General features: G+C 55.7%; 16 protein-coding genes. 13 read left to right on the top strand and 3 right to left on the bottom strand.

What is annotated here, in order from left to right:
• Positions 1-6: 6 nt before the first annotated feature.
• Both kdpA and kdpF read right to left on the bottom strand, forming a co-directional pair.
• Positions 7-1686 (bottom strand): potassium-transporting ATPase subunit KdpA, encoded by a 1680-nt coding sequence (gene kdpA / locus SK53_RS09080; RefSeq protein ID WP_048209118.1) that lies wholly within the window; start codon positions 1684-1686, stop codon positions 7-9.
• Positions 1686-1775, bottom strand: a complete 90-nt coding sequence (kdpF, locus tag SK53_RS23355; protein WP_003858638.1) for a K(+)-transporting ATPase subunit F — start codon at positions 1773-1775, stop codon at positions 1686-1688. Before kdpF ends, kdpA begins: the two co-directional genes overlap by 1 nt.
• A 310-nt stretch (positions 1776-2085) precedes the next feature.
• On the opposite strand from kdpF, the gene SK53_RS09070 reads away from it, so the two are divergent.
• The 7 genes from SK53_RS09070 (at position 2086) to nei (ending at position 8191) form a co-directional block, all read left to right on the top strand.
• Entirely contained in the window at positions 2086-2292 is a 207-nt protein-coding gene (locus SK53_RS09070) for a YbfA family protein (protein WP_003858637.1), read from the top strand.
• Positions 2293-2890: 598 nt separating this feature from the next.
• Positions 2891-4303, top strand: a complete 1413-nt coding sequence (gene phrB / locus SK53_RS09065) for a deoxyribodipyrimidine photo-lyase (RefSeq protein WP_048209116.1) — start codon at positions 2891-2893, stop codon at positions 4301-4303.
• Positions 4304-4313: 10 nt separating this feature from the next.
• On the top strand, positions 4314-5057 hold the full coding sequence (locus SK53_RS09060) for a type 2 GTP cyclohydrolase I (protein WP_003858635.1): 744 nt from the start codon (positions 4314-4316) through the stop codon (positions 5055-5057).
• A gap of 14 nt (positions 5058-5071) precedes the next feature.
• Entirely contained in the window at positions 5072-5728 is a 657-nt protein-coding gene (pxpB, locus tag SK53_RS09055) for a 5-oxoprolinase subunit PxpB (protein WP_003858633.1), read from the top strand.
• The gene (gene pxpC / locus SK53_RS09050; protein WP_022650615.1) at positions 5722-6654 is read left to right on the top strand and encodes a 5-oxoprolinase subunit PxpC; all 933 of its coding nucleotides are present in this window, start codon (positions 5722-5724) and stop codon (positions 6652-6654) included. Before pxpB ends, pxpC begins: the two co-directional genes overlap by 7 nt.
• Complete coding sequence (gene pxpA, locus SK53_RS09045; RefSeq protein ID WP_048209114.1) at positions 6641-7381, top strand: 5-oxoprolinase subunit PxpA; 741 nt, start codon at positions 6641-6643, stop codon at positions 7379-7381. Before pxpC ends, pxpA begins: the two co-directional genes overlap by 14 nt.
• Positions 7382-7399: 18 nt before the next feature.
• Positions 7400-8191 (top strand): endonuclease VIII, encoded by a 792-nt coding sequence (gene nei / locus SK53_RS09040; RefSeq protein WP_045332353.1) that lies wholly within the window; start codon positions 7400-7402, stop codon positions 8189-8191.
• A gap of 85 nt (positions 8192-8276) precedes the next feature.
• Here the strand turns inward: nei and SK53_RS09035 are convergent, their stop codons facing one another.
• On the bottom strand, positions 8277-9560 hold the full coding sequence (locus SK53_RS09035) for a citrate synthase (protein WP_003858624.1): 1284 nt from the start codon (positions 9558-9560) through the stop codon (positions 8277-8279).
• 639 nt (positions 9561-10199) lie between these two features.
• On the opposite strand from SK53_RS09035, the gene sdhC reads away from it, so the two are divergent.
• The 6 genes from sdhC to odhB all read left to right on the top strand — a co-directional run bounded on the left by sdhC (position 10200) and on the right by odhB (position 17715).
• Complete coding sequence (gene sdhC, locus SK53_RS09030) at positions 10200-10604, top strand: succinate dehydrogenase cytochrome b556 subunit (protein ID WP_026080740.1); 405 nt, start codon at positions 10200-10202, stop codon at positions 10602-10604.
• Positions 10598-10945 carry a succinate dehydrogenase membrane anchor subunit gene (gene sdhD / locus SK53_RS09025; RefSeq protein ID WP_003858621.1) on the top strand — a complete coding sequence of 116 codons (348 nt, stop codon included), beginning with the start codon at positions 10598-10600 and terminating at the stop codon, positions 10943-10945. Before sdhC ends, sdhD begins: the two co-directional genes overlap by 7 nt.
• Positions 10945-12711, top strand: a complete 1767-nt coding sequence (gene sdhA, locus SK53_RS09020; RefSeq protein WP_048209112.1) for a succinate dehydrogenase flavoprotein subunit — start codon at positions 10945-10947, stop codon at positions 12709-12711. Before sdhD ends, sdhA begins: the two co-directional genes overlap by 1 nt.
• A gap of 15 nt (positions 12712-12726) precedes the next feature.
• Positions 12727-13443, top strand: coding sequence for a succinate dehydrogenase iron-sulfur subunit SdhB (gene sdhB / locus SK53_RS09015; RefSeq protein ID WP_003858617.1), 717 nt, complete (start codon positions 12727-12729; stop codon positions 13441-13443).
• A gap of 223 nt (positions 13444-13666) precedes the next feature.
• Entirely contained in the window at positions 13667-16474 is a 2808-nt protein-coding gene (sucA, locus tag SK53_RS09010; protein WP_048209110.1) for a 2-oxoglutarate dehydrogenase E1 component, read from the top strand.
• A gap of 14 nt (positions 16475-16488) precedes the next feature.
• Positions 16489-17715: a 2-oxoglutarate dehydrogenase complex dihydrolipoyllysine-residue succinyltransferase gene (odhB, locus tag SK53_RS09005; RefSeq protein WP_003858613.1), complete on the top strand. Its 1227-nt coding sequence runs from the start codon at positions 16489-16491 to the stop codon at positions 17713-17715.
• The last annotated feature ends 25 nt before the right edge of the window (positions 17716-17740 follow it).

Raw genomic sequence — 17740 nt, 5'->3', positions numbered from 1 at the left:
GCAAAATCAGCGTAAAGAGAGATATTCCGCAACCGGGCCTAACGCGAGGGCGGGGATAAAGGTCAGGGCACCTACCAGCAGAACGGTGCCAATCAGCAGGCCGACGAACAGCGCGCCGTGAGTCGGTAACGTACCGGTGGTGGTCGGCTGGATCTTCTTATTCACCAGTGTTCCGGCGATCGCCATGACGGGAATAATCACGCCGAAACGACCGACGAACATGCAGAACGCCAGCAGACAGTTCCAGAACGGTGAGTTGGCGCTTAACCCTGCAAAGGCGCTGCCGTTGTTGTTTGCGGCAGACGAAACGGCGTAAAGCACTTCGCTAAAGCCGTGAATGCCCGGGTTAAAGATGCCGCTGCGCCCGACGTCGGTCATCAGCGCCAGGGCGGTACCGAGCAGCACAAGGGCGGGGGTGACCAGGATCGCCAGCGCGGTTAATTTCATTTCGCGGACGTCGATTTTTTTGCCGAGATATTCCGGCGTGCGGCCGATCATCAGCCCGGCGATAAACACGGCGAGCAGAACGAACAACAGCATGCCGTACAGCCCCGAACCGACCCCACCGAAGACTACCTCGCCAATCTGCATCAGCCACATCGGGATCATGCCGCCAAGCGCGGTGAAAGAGTCATGCATGGCGTTCACCGCCCCGCAGGAGGCCGCCGTGGTGACCACCGCATAGAGACTGCTGGCAAGAATGCCGAAGCGGCTCTCTTTGCCTTCCAGGTTGATATTGCTGTTAGCCCCCAGCTGCATAAAGTGGCTGTTGCCGTACCATTCGGCCCACATCACCAGTGCTACGCAGACCACGAAGATTAACGACATGGCCCACAGCAGCGTACGGCCCTGGCGGCGATCGTTAACTACATCGCCAAAGGCGAAGCAGAGCGCGGTGGGGATCAGGAAGATTGCCAGCATCTGTACAAAATTGGTTAACGCCGTTGGGTTTTCAAACGGGTGCGATGAATTGGCGTTGAAGAAGCCGCCCCCATTGGTGCCCAGCATCTTGATTGCTTCCTGCGACGCCACCGGCCCCATTGGCAGGAGTTCCCTGGCCCCTTCAAGCGAGGTGAAAGGGGTATAAGGCAGCAGGTTTTGCAGAGTGCCTTGCTGAATAAAGAACAGGGCAATAATCAGCGCAACAGGCACCAGGATCCAAAGGGTGATGCGTGTGACATCAACCCAGGCGTTGCCGAGAGTGCTGACATTCTGACGGGCAAACGCGCGCGTCAGGGCGAAGATCACCGCGATACCGCTGGCCGCAGAAAGAAAGTTCTGCACGGTTAACCCGGTCATCTGGCTGAAGTAGCTGAGCGTGGTTTCACCGGCGTAAGACTGCCAGTTGGTGTTGGTGACAAAGCTGACCGCCGTGTTCAGTGCCAGATGCCAGGATAACCCCGGTAAATGCTGCGGGTTCAACGGCAGACTGCCCTGGAGTATTAGCAGCGTAAAGAGGGCAATAAGCCCCACGATATTCAGAAGCAGTATCGCCATCAGGTATTGGCGCCAGTTCATTTCCCGGTCGCTGATACCTGAAATGCGCCAGAGCACATTTTCAATATTTCGCGTGCCCGGCAATGGCACGTTGTTTATCAGCCGCGCCAGCGCTGTTCCCAGCGGCCTGGCGAACACAAACAGTACCAGTAAAAAGCTGGCAATAAGCAAAAACGCCTGAGCAGCCATCAGAATGCCTCCGCATTAATCAGGGCATAAATCAGATAACCCAATAACAGGAACACCAGCACGATGCCGGCAATCAGACCTGCACTCACACTCCACCTCCGGGTGACTTTTGTTGTTGTACAAACGGTAGGATTTGTGGCGCAAAGATTTCGCAAAAATCAGAAGGGCAGGTGTAAAAAATGTATAAAAAAGGGAAAAGCCACAATTTAACTATTGGTAAGTAAATCGTTAACTTTTTTGTAACTTAATTACAGGCATGAATGTAAATATTCACGAAATGGATGAAAATAAGTGGTCGGATGAGTAGTAAAATTACAAACAAAGCGGTATTATTTTAACCAGGTCACAGATTTCACATTTTCCGGAGACGGTTTCCGGCCAACTACAGGGGAGAAAAATATGGATCTTTATAAAGAGTTTCCGGCTCATATCATTTTCATGCGTCGCACTTTCGCCGTTGTGGCTGGCGTGCTGGCCCTGCCGGTGATGTTGTTCTGGAAAGATCGCGCACGTTTCTACAGTTACCTGCATCGCGTCTGGGCGAAAACCAGCGAGAAGCCGGTGTGGATGGATCAGGCCGAGAAAGCAACCTGCGATTTCTACTGATACGGTGTGACATCGTAGCCATAAAAAAACCGCCTACAGCAAAGTGGCGGTTTTTTTGTCCCTCGGGATTCGCGGTCCGTTGGGTAATCTTGCAGCCCCTACCCGGGATTTTTATCATACCCTTCTTTAAAAAGTTCGCAATCCACTTCACCTTTATAAATTCCTAATTTTACTGAAATAACTTACTTTTGGCGTTGGTGTTAATTATGATGCCACGTCCCTTTCCGCCATCTCGCAAATGGGCATCGGTCCTGGGAAAGGTGTATCCATAGCCGTAAAGCAGCCCACCTACCCGGGCTTGTGTCCACCGATTTATCACCGGTGGTGATAGGTGGAGCGGTTAGCAGCAGGGACCGCATAGTGAAACGCTATTTATGCATTGCGTTCATTGTCGCCAGCGCACTCGTTGTAAAGAGTGATAAACCGGATGTGTTTATTGCCTTTACCCCGATAGTGCAGGACAAGTAGCGTTAAGGCCGCCTCGGGCGGCCTTTTTTATTTCATCCCGTCTACACTTCATGGCAAAGTAGTTCAATGCATGCCTTTTTCCTTTTACGGCATGCCCTTACGGACATAATGGACAATTGCCAGGAGTTTTATGCCCACCCATCTGGTTTGGTTTCGCGCGGATTTACGCATTCACGACAACTTCGCTCTCGCGGCGGCCTGCCGCGCTAAAGACGCGAATGTGCTGGCCCTGTTTATCGCCACGCCTGAACAGTGGCGGCAGCATGACATGGCGCCCCGGCAAGCGGCACTGCTCAGCGCGTATCTGAATGACCTGCAACATTCACTGGCCGAAAAAGGCATTCCGCTGATCTATAAAGAGGCCCATGATTTTGCCGCTCAGCGTCAGACGGTGCAGGCAATCTGCCAGCAGTACGCAGTAACGCATCTTTATTACAACTATCAGTATGAATTCAACGAGCAGCAGCGGGATCGTCAGCTGGAGAAATCCCTTGCGGGCGTGGTCTGTGAAGGCTTTGATGACAGCATGATGCTCGCGCCTGGCAGCGTAATGACCGGCAGTCACGAGATGTATAAAGTTTTCACGCCGTTTAAAAATGCCTTTATCAAACGCCTGAAAGAGGGACTACCTGAGTGCGTTACCGCCCCGTCCGTGAGAGGGGAAACGATAACGGATCTGCCGGCGATCAGGCTGAATTATCCCCAGCAGTCGTTCGATGAAACAGTATTCCCCGCCAGCGAGAAAGCGGCTATCGCCCGGTTGCGTCAGTTCTGCGCGCAGGGGGCGGTTGAGTACGAGGCGCGTCGGGATTTTCCAGCGATTGAAGGCACCAGCCGCTTGTCGGCCTGTCTAGCGCTGGGCGCGCTCTCTCCGCGCCAGTGTTTACATCGCCTGCTGGCGGAACAGCCTCAGGCGTTAGACGGGGGGGCGGGCGCAGTGTGGCTGAACGAACTGATCTGGCGTGAGTTCTATCGACATCTGATGACGTATCATCCTGATTTGTGTAAACATCGGCCCTTTATTCGTTGGACCGAACAGGTACAGTGGCAGTCGAATGAGAAGCTGCTTAAGGCATGGCAGCATGGGCTTACCGGCTTCCCGATTGTTGATGCAGCTATGCGGCAGCTCAATGAAACCGGGTGGATGCATAACCGTCTGCGTATGATTACCGCCAGCTTCCTGGTGAAGGATCTGCTTATCGACTGGCGAACCGGAGAGCGTTATTTTATCTCTCAGCTGATCGATGGCGATCTGGCGGCGAATAACGGCGGCTGGCAGTGGGCGGCCTCCACCGGAACGGATGCAGCTCCCTATTTTCGGATCTTCAATCCGACCACGCAGGGACAACGATTTGACGCCGACGGCGAGTTTATCCGCCGCTGGCTGCCTGAGCTTAAGGATGTCCCGGCCAAAGCCATTCATGAACCCTGGGTATGGGCGGATAAACAGCGTGTTACCCTGAACTATCCCCGTCCCATTGTCGACCATAAACAGGCGCGCGTCGCCACGCTGGCGGCGTACGAAGCCGCCCGAAAAGTTTGAGAGAATGATGATGAAAAACAGTGAACTGGAACGCCTGATTAACGAAAAACTCAACACGGCTTCGTTTAGCGACTACGGCCCGAATGGCTTGCAGGTGGAGGGGCGCGAGACGGTGCAAAAAATCATCACCGGCGTGACGGCAAGCCAGGCGCTGCTGGATGAGGCGGTGCGTCAGGAAGCCGATGCGGTGATTGTCCACCACGGTTATTTCTGGAAAAACGAATCACCGATTATTCGCGGCATGAAGCGCAACCGACTCAAAACGCTGCTGGCGAATGACATCAACCTGTACGGCTATCACCTGCCGCTCGATGCGCATCCTGAGCTGGGGAACAACGTTCAGCTTGCGCAGCTGCTGGGGATTACCGTGATGGGTGAAATTGAACCCCTGGTGCCGTGGGGCGAACTGTCGATGCCAGTTCCGGGTCTGGAGCTGGCTTCGTGGATCGAAGCGCGCCTGGGGCGTCGTCCGCTGTGGTGCGGCGACACCGGGCCGGATACCGTGAAGCGCGTGGCATGGTGCACCGGCGGCGGCCAGGGCTTTATTGACAGCGCGGCGCGTTTTGGTGTCGACGCCTTCATTACCGGCGAAGTCTCCGAGCAGACTATCCACTCAGCCCGTGAACAAGGCCTGCATTTTTACGCGGCGGGCCATCACGCCACCGAGCGTGGCGGCATCCGCGCCCTCAGCGAGTGGCTGACGGAAAATACCGATCTGGATGTGACGTTTATTGATATCCCTAATCCGGCCTGATGAGAGGTAGTTAAGTGCAGCGAGCGCGTTGTTATCTTCTGGGTGAAACCGCAGTGGTTCTGGAACTTGAGCCTCCGGTGACGCTTGCTACGCAAAAGCGTATCTGGCGTCTGGCTCAGCGACTGCCCGAGCTACCCGGCGTGGTTGAAGCTATTCCGGGTATGAATAATATCACCGTGGTGCTGCGTGATCCGCACACGGGGGCGCTGGATGCCATTGAGCGTCTGCAACGCTGGTGGGAGGAGAGCGAGGCGCTGGAGCCGGAATCGCGGACGATTGAGATCCCGGTTGTCTATGGCGGCAAGGGAGGCCCCGACCTTGGCGTGGTGGCCGAGCACTGTGGATTAACGGAGAAGCAGGTTGTGGAGCTGCATAGCTCAGTCGACTATGTTGTCTGGTTTTTGGGATTTCAGCCGGGTTTCCCCTATCTGGGCGGGTTATCGCCCCAGCTGCATACGCCGCGCCGGGCTGAGCCGCGCCTGAGCGTACCGGCGGGCAGCGTGGCGATTGGTGGCGAGCAAACTGGAATTTATCCGCTCGCTTCACCGGGAGGCTGGCAGCTGATTGGGCACACGTCCACGCCGTTATTTGAACCAGGCCAGGACGCGCCCATACTCCTGCGGCCGGGGGATACGCTGCGCTTTATCCCACAGAAGGAGGGAGTATGTTAACGCTTATTCGCGCAGGGCTTTACACCTCGGTACAGGATGCCGGGCGTTTTGGGCTGCGTCAGTCGGGCGTGAGCTACTGCGGTGCGCTCGATCGCCCTTCGCTGGAGATTGCCAACCTGCTGGTAGGTAACGCAGGCAGCACGGCGGCGTTAGAAATTACGCTGGGTCAGTGCGTGATTGAGTTTGGTCAGGAAACCTGGTTTGCCTTAACCGGCGCGGGCTGTGACGCGACGCTGGACGGCAAAGCGGTGTGGACCGGCTGGCGCCTGCGGGCGAAGGCCGGGCAGCGTCTGACGCTCAAGCGTCCTCTGCACGGCGTGCGTAGCTATCTTGCGGTAGCGGGGGGGATCGACGTGCCGGAGGTGCTGGGCTCATCCAGCACCGACCAGAAAGCGGGAATGGGCGGCCATGAAGGACGGCTGCTGCGTGACGGCGATCGTCTGCGGATAAAGACCTCAACGCGCCATTTCACCACCACGCAGGGCGTGAAACAGCTGCTGTGGAGGAACGTGATCCGCGCCTTACCAGGACCGGAATACCAGGAGTTTGATGAAGCCGCGAAAGAGTCTTTCTGGCGCTCGCCGTGGAAGATCAGCCCGCAGAGTAACCGCATGGGTTACCGGCTTCAGGGACAGCCGCTGACCCGCACAACTGACCGGGAGCTGCTTTCCCATGGTCTGTTGCCGGGGGTCATTCAGGTGCCAGGCAACGGACAGCCCATTGTACTGATGAACGATGCGCAAACCACGGGAGGATATCCGCGTATTGCCTGCATTATCGAAGCCGATCGCTACCATCTGGCGCAAATTCCTCTCGGTCAGCCAATTCATTTTGTGCAGTGTTCGCTGGAGGAGGCACTGAAAGCCCGGCAGGATCAGCAGCGTTATCTCGAACAGCTGGCGTGGAGGCTCGATGGTAAAGATTGATTTAAACGCCGATCTGGGGGAGGGCAGCAGCGCCGATGCGGCGCTGATGACGCTGGTCTCCTCGGTGAATATCGCCTGCGGGTTTCATGCCGGCGATGCGCAGACCATGCTGGCGAGCGTGCGCAATGCCATGAAAAACGGCGTGGCGATTGGCGCTCACCCCAGCTTTCCCGACCGGGAAAACTTTGGTCGCACAGCGATGGATCTGCCGCCTGAGACGATTTACGCGCAAATGCTCTACCAGATCGGCGCGCTGGAGGCGATAGTGCGCGCTGAGAATGGCGTGTTGCGCCACGTCAAGCCGCACGGCATGCTCTATAACCAGGCGGCGAAAGATCCGGTGTTGGCGGATGCCATTGCCCGTGCGGTGCGGGACTGTAATCCGCAACTGATTCTGGTAGGCCTGGCGGGCAGCGAGCTTATTCGTGCCGGAGAACGGCTGGGGCTGACTACGCGGCAGGAAGTGTTTGCCGATCGGGGATACCTGCCGGACGGTAGCCTTGTTCCGCGTACGCAGGCCGGTGCGCTGATCACCGACGAAGGTAAAGCACTGGCGCAGACGCTGGAGATGGTGCGCTTCGGGCGAGTAACCTCAACTGAGGGGACAACGGCAAACGTTCAGGCTGATACGGTGTGCTTACACGGTGACGGCGAGCATGCGCTCCAGTTTGCGCGACGCCTGCGGGCGGCGTTCTCGGAAGAGGGCATTGTTGTCAGCGCAGAATAATCATGAAAGGACAATAACATGCCAGAAGGTCCGGAGATCCGCCGCGCGGCGGATAGCCTGGAGGCGGCGATAAAGGGCAAACCTCTGACACACGTCTGGTTTGCCTTTCCTCAACTCAAACCGTTTGAAGCGCAGCTGGTGGGACAGACGGTGACCCACATTGAAACGCGCGGCAAAGCGTTACTCACCCACTTTTCCCATAACCTGACGTTATATAGCCATAATCAGCTTTACGGTGTCTGGCGGGTGGTGGAGGCGGACGAGCAGCCGCAAACGACCCGCGTGCTGCGAGTGCGGCTACAAACGGCGGATAAGGCGATCCTGCTCTACAGCGCCTCTGATATCGAAATGTTAACGCCGGAGCAGTTGCTCACGCACCCGTTCTTACAGCGGGTTGGGCCGGACGTGCTGGATATGCGCCTGACGGCGAGCGATGTGAAGGCCCGGCTGCTATCGCCCACATTCCGCAACCGGCAGTTTTCCGGCCTGTTCCTTGACCAGGCCTTTCTCGCCGGGCTTGGCAACTACCTGCGGGTGGAGATCCTCTGGGAAGTCGGGCTGGCACCGCAGCACAAAGCTTCTCAGCTGAGCGATGAACAGCTGGAGGCGCTGTCCCACGCGCTGCTGGACATCCCGCGGCTGTCGTACAACACGCGTGGCATCGTAGATGAAAACAAGCACCACGGGGCGCTGTTCCGGTTCAAGGTGTTTCATCGGGCGGGGAAGAAGTGCGAGCGGTGCGGCGGGATTATCGACAGGATTATGCTCTCTTCGAGACCCTTTTACTGGTGTCCACATTGTCAAAAATAAACAAGCCGGGTGGCGGCTACGCCTTACCCGGCCTACGTTTCGCATTTGTAGACCCGGTAAGCGGTAGCGCCACCGGGCTTAACTTTTAGCGCTTCAGGTCAGACTTAAAATCACGCTGCTCGTAGCCGGTATACAGCTGACGAGGACGGGCGATTTTCATGCCTTCGCTGTGCATTTCGTTCCAGTGCGCAATCCAGCCCACGGTACGCGCCATGGCGAAGATCACGGTGAACATGGAAGACGGAATGCCCATCGCTTTCAGAATAATGCCAGAGTAGAAATCGACGTTCGGGTAGAGTTTCTTCTCGATGAAGTACGGGTCGTTCAGCGCGATGTGTTCCAGCTCCATCGCCACTTCCAGCAGATCATCTTTGGTGCCCAGCTCTTTCAGCACTTCGTGGCAGGTCTCACGCATGACGGTCGCGCGAGGGTCGTAGTTTTTGTAAACACGATGACCGAAGCCCATCAGACGGAAGGAGTCATTCTTGTCTTTCGCGCGGCGCACGAACTCAGGAATATGCTCAACGGAGCTGATCTCTTCCAGCATCTTCAGTGCTGCTTCGTTCGCGCCGCCGTGCGCCGGTCCCCACAGGGAGGCGATACCCGCAGCGATACAGGCGAACGGGTTCGCGCCGGAAGAGCCTGCGGTACGGACGGTAGAGGTCGAGGCGTTCTGTTCGTGGTCAGCGTGCAGGATCAGAATACGGTCCATTGCGCGTTCCAGCACCGGGTTCACTTCATACTCTTCGCACGGCGTGGAGAACATCATGCGCAGGAAGTTACCCGCGTAGGAGAGGTCGTTGCGTGGATACACAAACGGCTGACCGATAGAGTATTTGTAACACATCGCCGCCATGGTAGGCATTTTGGAGAGCAGACGGAACGCCGCGATATCACGGTGACGTGGGTTATTCACGTCCAGAGAATCGTGGTAGAACGCCGCCAGCGCACCGGTAATACCGCACATAACCGCCATCGGATGAGAGTCACGACGGAACGCATGGAACAGACGGGTAATCTGCTCATGGATCATGGTGTGACGGGTCACGGTGGTTTTAAATTCATCGTATTGAGCCTGCGTCGGTTTTTCGCCGTTCAGCAGGATGTAGCACACTTCCAGATAGTTGGATTCGGTGGCTAACTGATCGATGGGGAAGCCGCGATGGAGCAGGATACCTTCGTCACCGTCAATGTAGGTGATTTTGGATTCGCAAGATGCGGTGGAGGTGAATCCAGGGTCAAAGGTGAATACCCCTTTGGAACCCAGCGTACGGATATCAATAACATCCTGACCGAGCGTGCCTTTTAGCACATCCAGTTCAATAGCATCATCACCATTTAAGGTGAGTTTTGCCTTTGTATCAGCCATTTACGGTCTCCTTAGCGCCTTATGCTTAAGACTGCGCTTTACCGGATTTGCTTTCAGCTGTTAATCATCGTTACCAGATTGTTATTTGGCTTACCGCTCAGCTCACGAGGAGAAACCAGGGTACAGAGCTATGGCGCCTTGCAGGTAAACGAATGAAATATCAGTGAAACAACAGCAAATCAGCGTTTTTGCAGTCCGAATTATTCAAACCTGTATATCACTAATAACTGTCCTGATAACTTCGGTCAATACCATCACACTGTTACATAACTATTTGTCAGGTGAAAGAGAGACCTCATAACTTTTGCGCATTATATGCCTTTTCTGATGACGTTTGTAACAATATTGTTTAACATTTGTCAAATCAGATGATTAAAATTTAAAAAGATGTTGTTATCGTGACCCCGATCACTGTTCCAGAGAAAACCCAACAAACTGTATGTAGGTTAATTGTAATGATTTTGTGAACGGCCTATACTGCCGCCAGGTCTCCGGAACACCCTGCAATCCCGAGCCACCCAGCGTTGTAACGTGTCGTTTTAGCATTTGGAAGCAATGTTTTGCATGACGCGCAGTTATAGAAAAGGAACGCTGTCTGACCCGCATCGCAGTCCGGAGGAAGGAAACAATAAGAACAGCATGTGGGCGTTATTCATGATAAGAAATGTGAAAAAACAAAGACCTGTCAATCTGGATCTCAAAACGATCCGATTCCCTGTAACAGCAATAGCGTCCATTCTGCACCGTGTTTCTGGTGTGATTACGTTTGTGGCGGTCGGTATCTTGCTGTGGTTACTGGGAACCAGCCTCTCATCCCCTGAAGGATTCCTCCAGGCCTCAGCCATCATGAACAGCTTCTTCGTGAAATTTATCATGTGGGGCATTCTGACCGCGCTGGCCTATCACGTGGTTGGTGGCGTTCGCCATATGCTGATGGACTTTGGCTACCTGGAAGAGACGTTCGAGGCCGGTAAACGTACCGCTAACATTTCATTTGTGATCACTGTCGTGCTTTCACTTCTCGCAGGAGTTCTCGTATGGTAAGCAACGCCTCCGCATTAGGACGCAACGGCGTACATGACTTCATCCTGGTCCGTGCTACCGCCATCGTTCTCACCCTTTACATCATCTATATGATCGGTTTCTTCGCGACCAGCGGGACGCTGACGTGGGAAATCTGGAGTGGTTTCTTCGGATCGGCCTTCACCAAAGTGTTCACCCTGCTGGCCCTGTTCTCCATCCTTATTCATGCCTGGATTGGCATGTGGCAGGTGTTGACCGATTACGTTAAACCGCTGGCGATTCGCCTTCCGCTGCAACTGATTATTGTTGTTGCTCTGCTGGTTTACGTCATTTATGGATTTGTTGTGGTGTGGGGTGTGTAATGAAACTGCCAGTCAGAGAATTTGATGCTGTTGTGATTGGTGCGGGTGGCGCAGGTATGCGCGCCGCACTGCAAATTTCCCAGAGCGGCCAGACCTGTGCGCTGCTCTCTAAAGTATTCCCGACCCGTTCCCACACAGTGTCTGCGCAGGGCGGTATCACCGTTGCGCTGGGTAATTCCCATGAAGATAACTGGGAATGGCACATGTACGATACGGTAAAAGGTTCCGATTACATCGGTGACCAGGATGCCATCGAATATATGTGTAAAACCGGCCCGGAAGCGATTCTGGAGCTGGACCACATGGGTCTGCCGTTCTCCCGTCTGGAAAATGGCACCATCTATCAGCGTCCGTTTGGCGGCCAGTCGAAAAACTTCGGCGGCGAGCAGGCGGCACGTACCGCAGCGGCGGCTGACCGTACCGGCCACGCGCTGCTGCACACGTTATATCAGCAGAACCTGAAAAACCACACCACCATCTTCTCCGAGTGGTATGCGCTGGATCTGGTGAAAAACGCCGATGGCGCCGTGGTGGGTTGTACCGCCCTGTGCATCGAAACTGGTGAAGTGGTCTACTTCAAAGCCCGCGCTACGGTGCTGGCGACCGGCGGTGCAGGCCGTATTTACCAGTCCACCACCAACGCCCACATCAACACCGGTGATGGTGTCGGTATGGCTATCCGCGCGGGCGTGCCGGTCCAGGACATGGAGATGTGGCAGTTCCACCCAACCGGTATCGCCGGGGCGGGCGTACTGGTGACAGAAGGCTGCCGTGGTGAAGGTGGCTACCTGCTGAACAAACATGGCGAGCGCTTCATGGAGCGTTATGCGCCAAACGCGAAAGACCTGGCGGGCCGTGACGTGGTGGCGCGTTCCATCATGATCGAAATTCGTGAAGGCCGCGGCTGTGACGGCCCTTGGGGTCCACACGCGAAGCTGAAACTCGACCATCTGGGTAAAGAAGTGCTGGAATCCCGTCTGCCGGGCATTCTGGAGCTGTCCCGCACCTTCGCGCACGTCGACCCGGTGAAAGAGCCAATTCCGGTTATCCCAACCTGTCACTACATGATGGGCGGTATTCCGACCAGAGTGACCGGTCAGGCGCTGACCGTGAACGAGCAGGGCGAAGACGTGGTCATCCCAGGCCTGTTCGCGGTAGGCGAAATAGCCTGCGTATCCGTGCACGGCGCAAACCGTCTGGGCGGCAACTCCCTGCTGGACCTGGTGGTATTTGGTCGTGCGGTGGGGCTGCATCTCCAGGAATCTATTGCCGAGCAGGGCGCGCTGCGTGATGCGACCGACGACGAAATCGATGCCTCTCTTGAGCGCCTCAACCGCTGGAACGGCAACCGTAACGGCGAAGATCCGGTGGAAATTCGTAAAGCGCTGCAAGAGTGTATGCAGCACAACTTCTCGGTATTCCGTGAAGGTGACGCGATGGCCAAAGGGCTTGAGCAGCTGAAAGCGATTCGCGAGCGTCTGAAGAATGCCCGTCTGGACGATACCTCCAGCGAGTTCAACACCCAGCGCGTTGAGTGCCTTGAGCTGGATAACCTGATGGAAACCGCGTTCGCCACTGCGATGTCGGCAAACTTCCGTACCGAAAGCCGTGGCGCCCATAGCCGCTTCGACTTCCCGGATCGTGATGACGAAAACTGGCTGTGCCATTCCCTGTATCTGCCAGAGTCGGAAACCATGACGCGTCGTAGCGTTAATATGGAACCGAAACTGCGTCCGGCGTTCCCGCCGAAGATTCGTACTTACTAATGCGGAGACAGGATAATGAAACTCGAATTCTCAGTTTATCGTTATAACCCGGATGTAGACGATGCTCCGCGTATGCAGGATTACACCCTCGAAGCGGAAGAAGGTCGCGACATGATGCTGCTGGATGCCTTAATCCAGCTGAAAGAGAAAGATCCTACGCTGTCGTTCCGCCGCTCCTGCCGTGAAGGGGTGTGTGGTTCTGACGGTGTGAACATGAACGGCAAAAATGGCCTGGCCTGCATCACGCCAATTTCTGCGCTAAACCGCCCTGGCCAGAAAATTGTTATCCGTCCTCTGCCTGGCCTGCCGGTCGTGCGTGATTTGGTGGTGGACATGGGGCAATTCTATGCACAATATGAGAAGATTAAGCCTTACTTATTGAATAATGGGCAAAATCCACCCGCTCGCGAGCACTTACAGTCTCCTGAGCAGCGTGAAAAACTCGATGGGTTGTACGAGTGTATTCTCTGTGCATGCTGTTCAACGTCATGCCCGTCGTTCTGGTGGAATCCGGATAAATTTATCGGCCCTGCGGGTCTGCTGGCTGCCTATCGCTTCCTGATCGACAGCCGCGATACCGAAACCGAGAATCGTCTGGAAGGGCTAAGTGACGCTTTCAGCGTATTCCGCTGCCATAGCATCATGAACTGCGTCAGTGTGTGTCCTAAGGGGCTGAACCCAACGCGCGCCATCGGCCATATTAAGTCGATGTTGTTGCAGCGCAGTGCGTAAGTAGTGAGAGGGGAGCGCTGTTCCCCTCACCCTAACCCTCTCCCAAAGGGAGAGGGGACAGATTGCAGAAACCTTTAAAAACTGCCCTGAAGTTTAGACAGTTTCTAAAGGTTCCTTCGCGGGCCAAATGAAAAGAGCTCGCAGGTGAACCCCGGCACGTACACGTGGTGTGCGTGGTAGTTTCTACGGCGAAAGTAAGCATAAAAATGCTTAAGGGATCACGATGCAGAACGGCGCAATGAAAGCCTGGCTGGACTCTTCTTACCTCTCTGGTTCAAACCAGAGCTGGATAGAACAGCTCTATGAAGACTTCTTAACCGATCCTGACTCAGTGGACGCAAACTGGCGTTCCATGTTCCAGCAGTTGCCTGGTACAGGGGTCAAACCGGATCAATTCCATTCAAAAACACGTGATTATTTCCGTCGTCTGGCGAAGGATGCCTCACGTTACTCTTCTGCGATTTCCGACCCTGACACCAATGCGAAGCAGGTAAAAGTCCTGCAACTTATCAACGCTTATCGCTTCCGTGGTCACCAGCATGCGAATCTCGATCCGCTGGGACTGTGGCAGCAGGAACGTGTAGCGGATCTCGATCCGGCTTATCACGATCTGACCGAGGCCGATTTCCAGGAAAGCTTTAACGTAGGTTCTTTTGCCATCGGCAAAGACACGATGAAGCTGGGCGATCTGATTGACGCGCTCAAGCAAACCTACTGCGGCTCCATCGGCGCGGAATATATGCACATTACCTCCACCGAAGAGAAACGCTGGATCCAGCAGCGTATCGAATCCGTGGCAGGCCACGCGAATTTCTCAGCAGAAGAGAAAAAACGTTTCCTCAGCGAACTGACCGCAGCGGAAGGCCTTGAGCGCTATCTGGGCGCGAAATTCCCTGGCGCAAAACGCTTCTCACTGGAGGGCGGCGATGCGTTAGTCCCGATGCTGAAAGAGCTGATTCGTCATGCCGGTAAGAGCGGTACGCGCGAAGTGGTGCTGGGCATGGCGCACCGTGGACGCCTTAACGTGCTGGTTAACGTGCTGGGTAAAAAGCCGCAGGATCTGTTCGACGAATTTGCGGGTAAACATAAAGAGCACCTCGGCACCGGTGACGTGAAGTACCACATGGGCTTCTCGTCTGATATCGAAACCGAGGGCGGTCAGGTTCACCTGGCGCTGGCATTTAACCCGTCGCACCTGGAAATCGTTAGCCCGGTGGTTATCGGTTCCGTGCGTGCGCGTCTGGATCGTCTGGACGAGCCGAGCAGCAATAAAGTGCTGCCAATCACCATTCACGGTGATGCGGCGGTCACGGGGCAGGGCGTGGTTCAGGAAACCCTGAACATGTCGAAAGCGCGTGGTTATGAAGTGGGCGGTACCGTTCGCATCGTAATCAACAACCAGGTGGGCTTCACCACCTCTAACCCGCTGGATGCGCGTTCCACCCCGTACTGCACCGACATCGGTAAAATGGTTCAGGCGCCAATTTTCCACGTTAACGCGGATGACCCTGAAGCCGTTGCTTTCGTTACCCGTCTGGCGCTGGACTTCCGTAACACCTTCAAGCGCGACGTATTCATTGACCTCTTCTGCTACCGCCGTCACGGCCACAACGAAGCGGATGAGCCAAGTGCAACCCAGCCGCTGATGTACCAGAAAATCAAAAAACATCCGACGCCGCGTAAAATCTATGCTGACAAGCTGGAAAGCGAAAAAGTGGCGACGCTGGAAGATGCGACCGAAATGGTCAATCTTTATCGCGACGCGCTGGACGCGGGTGAATGCGTGGTCAAAGAGCTGCGTCCAATGAACATGCACTCCTTTACCTGGTCGCCGTACCTCAACCACGAGTGGGACGAGAGCTACCCGAACAAGGTTGAGATGAAGCGTTTGCAGGAGCTGGCTAAACGCATCAGCACCGTGCCGGAAGCGATCGAGATGCAGTCCCGCGTGGCCAAGATCTATGGCGACCGCCAGGCAATGGCGGCGGGTGAGAAGCTGTTCGACTGGGGCGGCGCGGAAACGCTGGCCTATGCGACGCTGGTTGACGAAGGTATTCCGGTTCGTCTGTCCGGTGAAGATGCGGGTCGTGGCACCTTCTTCCACCGTCATGCGGTTGTACACAACCAGTCTAATGGTTCAACGTATACTCCGCTTCAGCACGTGCATAACGGTCAGGGCCAGTTCAAGGTCTGGGACTCCGTGCTGTCAGAAGAAGCGGTTCTGGCCTTCGAATACGGCTATGCCACCGCAGAACCCCGCACCCTGACTATCTGGGAAGCGCAGTTCGGTGACTTCGCCAACGGTGCGCAGGTGGTTATCGACCAGTTCATCTCCTCCGGTGAGCAGAAGTGGGGCCGTATGTGCGGTCTGGTGATGCTGCTGCCGCACGGCTATGAAGGACAAGGGCCGGAGCACTCCTCCGCGCGTCTGGAGCGTTATCTGCAACTCTGCGCCGAGCAGAACATGCAGGTTTGCGTGCCGTCGACCCCAGCTCAGGTTTACCACATGCTGCGTCGTCAGGCGCTGCGCGGTATGCGCCGTCCGCTGGTAGTCATGTCGCCAAAATCCCTGCTGCGCCATCCACTGGCGGTCTCCAGCCTGGAAGAGCTGGCAAACGGCACCTTCCTGCCGGCCATCGGTGAAATTGACGAGCTGGATCCGCAGGCCGTTAAGCGTGTCGTAATGTGTTCTGGTAAGGTTTATTACGACCTGCTGGAACAGCGCCGTAAAAACGATCAGAAAGATGTCGCCATCTTGCGTATCGAGCAGCTTTATCCGTTCCCGCATCAGGCGATGCAGGAAGTGCTGAAACAGTACGCTCACGTTCATGATTTTGTCTGGTGCCAGGAAGAGCCGCTCAACCAGGGCGCATGGTATTGCAGCCAGCATCATTTCCGTGAAGTGATTCCATTTGGGTCTGCCCTGCGTTATGCAGGTCGCCCGGCCTCCGCCTCTCCGGCGGTAGGGTATATGTCCGTTCACCAGAAGCAGCAACAAGATCTGGTCAATGACGCGCTGAACGTCGATTAATTAAAGGATACATAATGAGTAGCGTAGATATTCTTGTTCCCGACCTGCCTGAGTCCGTAGCAGATGCAACCGTCGCCACCTGGCACAAAAAACCAGGCGACGCGGTAACCCGTGACGAAGTGCTGGTAGAAATCGAAACTGACAAAGTGGTACTGGAAGTACCGGCTTCAGCGGATGGCATTCTGGATGCAGTCCTGGAAGATGAAGGTACGACCGTCACTTCTCGCCAGATCCTGGGGCGCCTGCGTGAAGGCAATAGTGCGGGCAAAGAGTCCAGCGCCAAATCTGAAGAAAAAGCGTCTACCCCGGCCCAGCGCCAGCAGGCGTCTCTGTCCGATCAGACCAACGACGCGCTCAGCCCGGCGATCCGTCGCCTGCTGGCTGAGCACAGCCTCGATCCGGCAGCCATCAAAGGCACCGGCGTGGGTGGCCGTCTGACGCGCGAAGACATCGACAAGCATCTGGCAAAAGCGCCTTCTGAGGCGAAAGCGGAAGCGAAAGCCCCTGCGGCAGCACCAGCGGCACAGCCAGCTCTGGGCGCACGTAGCGAAAAACGCGTGCCAATGACCCGCCTGCGTAAGCGCGTGGCCGAGCGTCTGCTGGAAGCGAAAAATTCCACCGCGATGCTGACTACCTTCAACGAAGTCAACATGAAACCAATCATGGACCTGCGCAAGCAGTACGGTGACGCGTTTGAAAAACGTCACGGTATCCGTCTGGGCTTTATGTCCTTCTACGTGAAGGCGGTAGTTGAAGCGCTGAAACGCTACCCGGAAGTGAACGCGTCTATCGATGGCGATGACGTGGTTTACCACAACTACTTCGATGTCAGCATGGCGGTTTCTACTCCACGCGGCCTGGTAACCCCGGTTCTGCGTGACGTAGATACCCTGGGTATGGCTGACATTGAGAAGAAAATCAAAGAGCTGGCCGTGAAAGGCCGCGACGGCAAGCTGACCGTTGAGGACCTGACCGGCGGTAACTTCACCATTACCAACGGCGGTGTGTTCGGCTCGCTGATGTCTACCCCGATCATCAACCCGCCGCAGAGCGCGATCCTGGGTATGCACGCCATTAAAGATCGTCCAATGGCGGTAGACGGTAAAGTGGAGATCCTGCCGATGATGTACCTGGCGCTCTCTTACGATCACCGTCTGATCGATGGCCGCGAATCCGTGGGCTTCCTGGTTGCCATTAAAGAGCTGCTGGAAGATCCAACGCGTCTGCTGCTGGACGTCTAGTTTTTGCAGTCTTGCCCGGCGGCGC

Origin of the sequence: Enterobacter sp. MGH119 (assembly GCF_001037675.1) — a bacterium.
Lineage (GTDB): Bacteria > Pseudomonadota > Gammaproteobacteria > Enterobacterales > Enterobacteriaceae > Enterobacter > Enterobacter hormaechei_C.
The sequence above is the reverse complement of the archived record's forward strand: the minus strand, read 5'-3'. Positions and strand labels throughout refer to the sequence as shown.

What these genes read in the sequence shown, in the direction of transcription:
- sucA (WP_048209110.1), top strand. Translation starts at nt 13,667, where the DNA reads ATGCAGAACGGCGCAATGAAAGCCTGGCTGGACTCTTCTTACCTCTCT.
- sdhD (WP_003858621.1), top strand. Translation starts at nt 10,598, where the DNA reads ATGGTAAGCAACGCCTCCGCATTAGGACGCAACGGCGTACATGACTTC.
- SK53_RS09060 (WP_003858635.1), top strand. Translation starts at nt 4,314, where the DNA reads ATGAAAAACAGTGAACTGGAACGCCTGATTAACGAAAAACTCAACACG.
- phrB (WP_048209116.1), top strand. Translation starts at nt 2,891, where the DNA reads ATGCCCACCCATCTGGTTTGGTTTCGCGCGGATTTACGCATTCACGAC.
- sdhC (WP_026080740.1), top strand. Translation starts at nt 10,200, where the DNA reads ATGTGGGCGTTATTCATGATAAGAAATGTGAAAAAACAAAGACCTGTC.
- sdhB (WP_003858617.1), top strand. Translation starts at nt 12,727, where the DNA reads ATGAAACTCGAATTCTCAGTTTATCGTTATAACCCGGATGTAGACGAT.
- odhB (WP_003858613.1), top strand. Translation starts at nt 16,489, where the DNA reads ATGAGTAGCGTAGATATTCTTGTTCCCGACCTGCCTGAGTCCGTAGCA.
- nei (WP_045332353.1), top strand. Translation starts at nt 7,400, where the DNA reads ATGCCAGAAGGTCCGGAGATCCGCCGCGCGGCGGATAGCCTGGAGGCG.
- pxpA (WP_048209114.1), top strand. Translation starts at nt 6,641, where the DNA reads ATGGTAAAGATTGATTTAAACGCCGATCTGGGGGAGGGCAGCAGCGCC.
- pxpC (WP_022650615.1), top strand. Translation starts at nt 5,722, where the DNA reads ATGTTAACGCTTATTCGCGCAGGGCTTTACACCTCGGTACAGGATGCC.
- SK53_RS09070 (WP_003858637.1), top strand. Translation starts at nt 2,086, where the DNA reads ATGGATCTTTATAAAGAGTTTCCGGCTCATATCATTTTCATGCGTCGC.
- sdhA (WP_048209112.1), top strand. Translation starts at nt 10,945, where the DNA reads ATGAAACTGCCAGTCAGAGAATTTGATGCTGTTGTGATTGGTGCGGGT.
- SK53_RS09035 (WP_003858624.1), bottom strand. Translation starts at nt 9,560, where the DNA reads ATGGCTGATACAAAGGCAAAACTCACCTTAAATGGTGATGATGCTATT.
- kdpA (WP_048209118.1), bottom strand. Translation starts at nt 1,686, where the DNA reads ATGGCTGCTCAGGCGTTTTTGCTTATTGCCAGCTTTTTACTGGTACTG.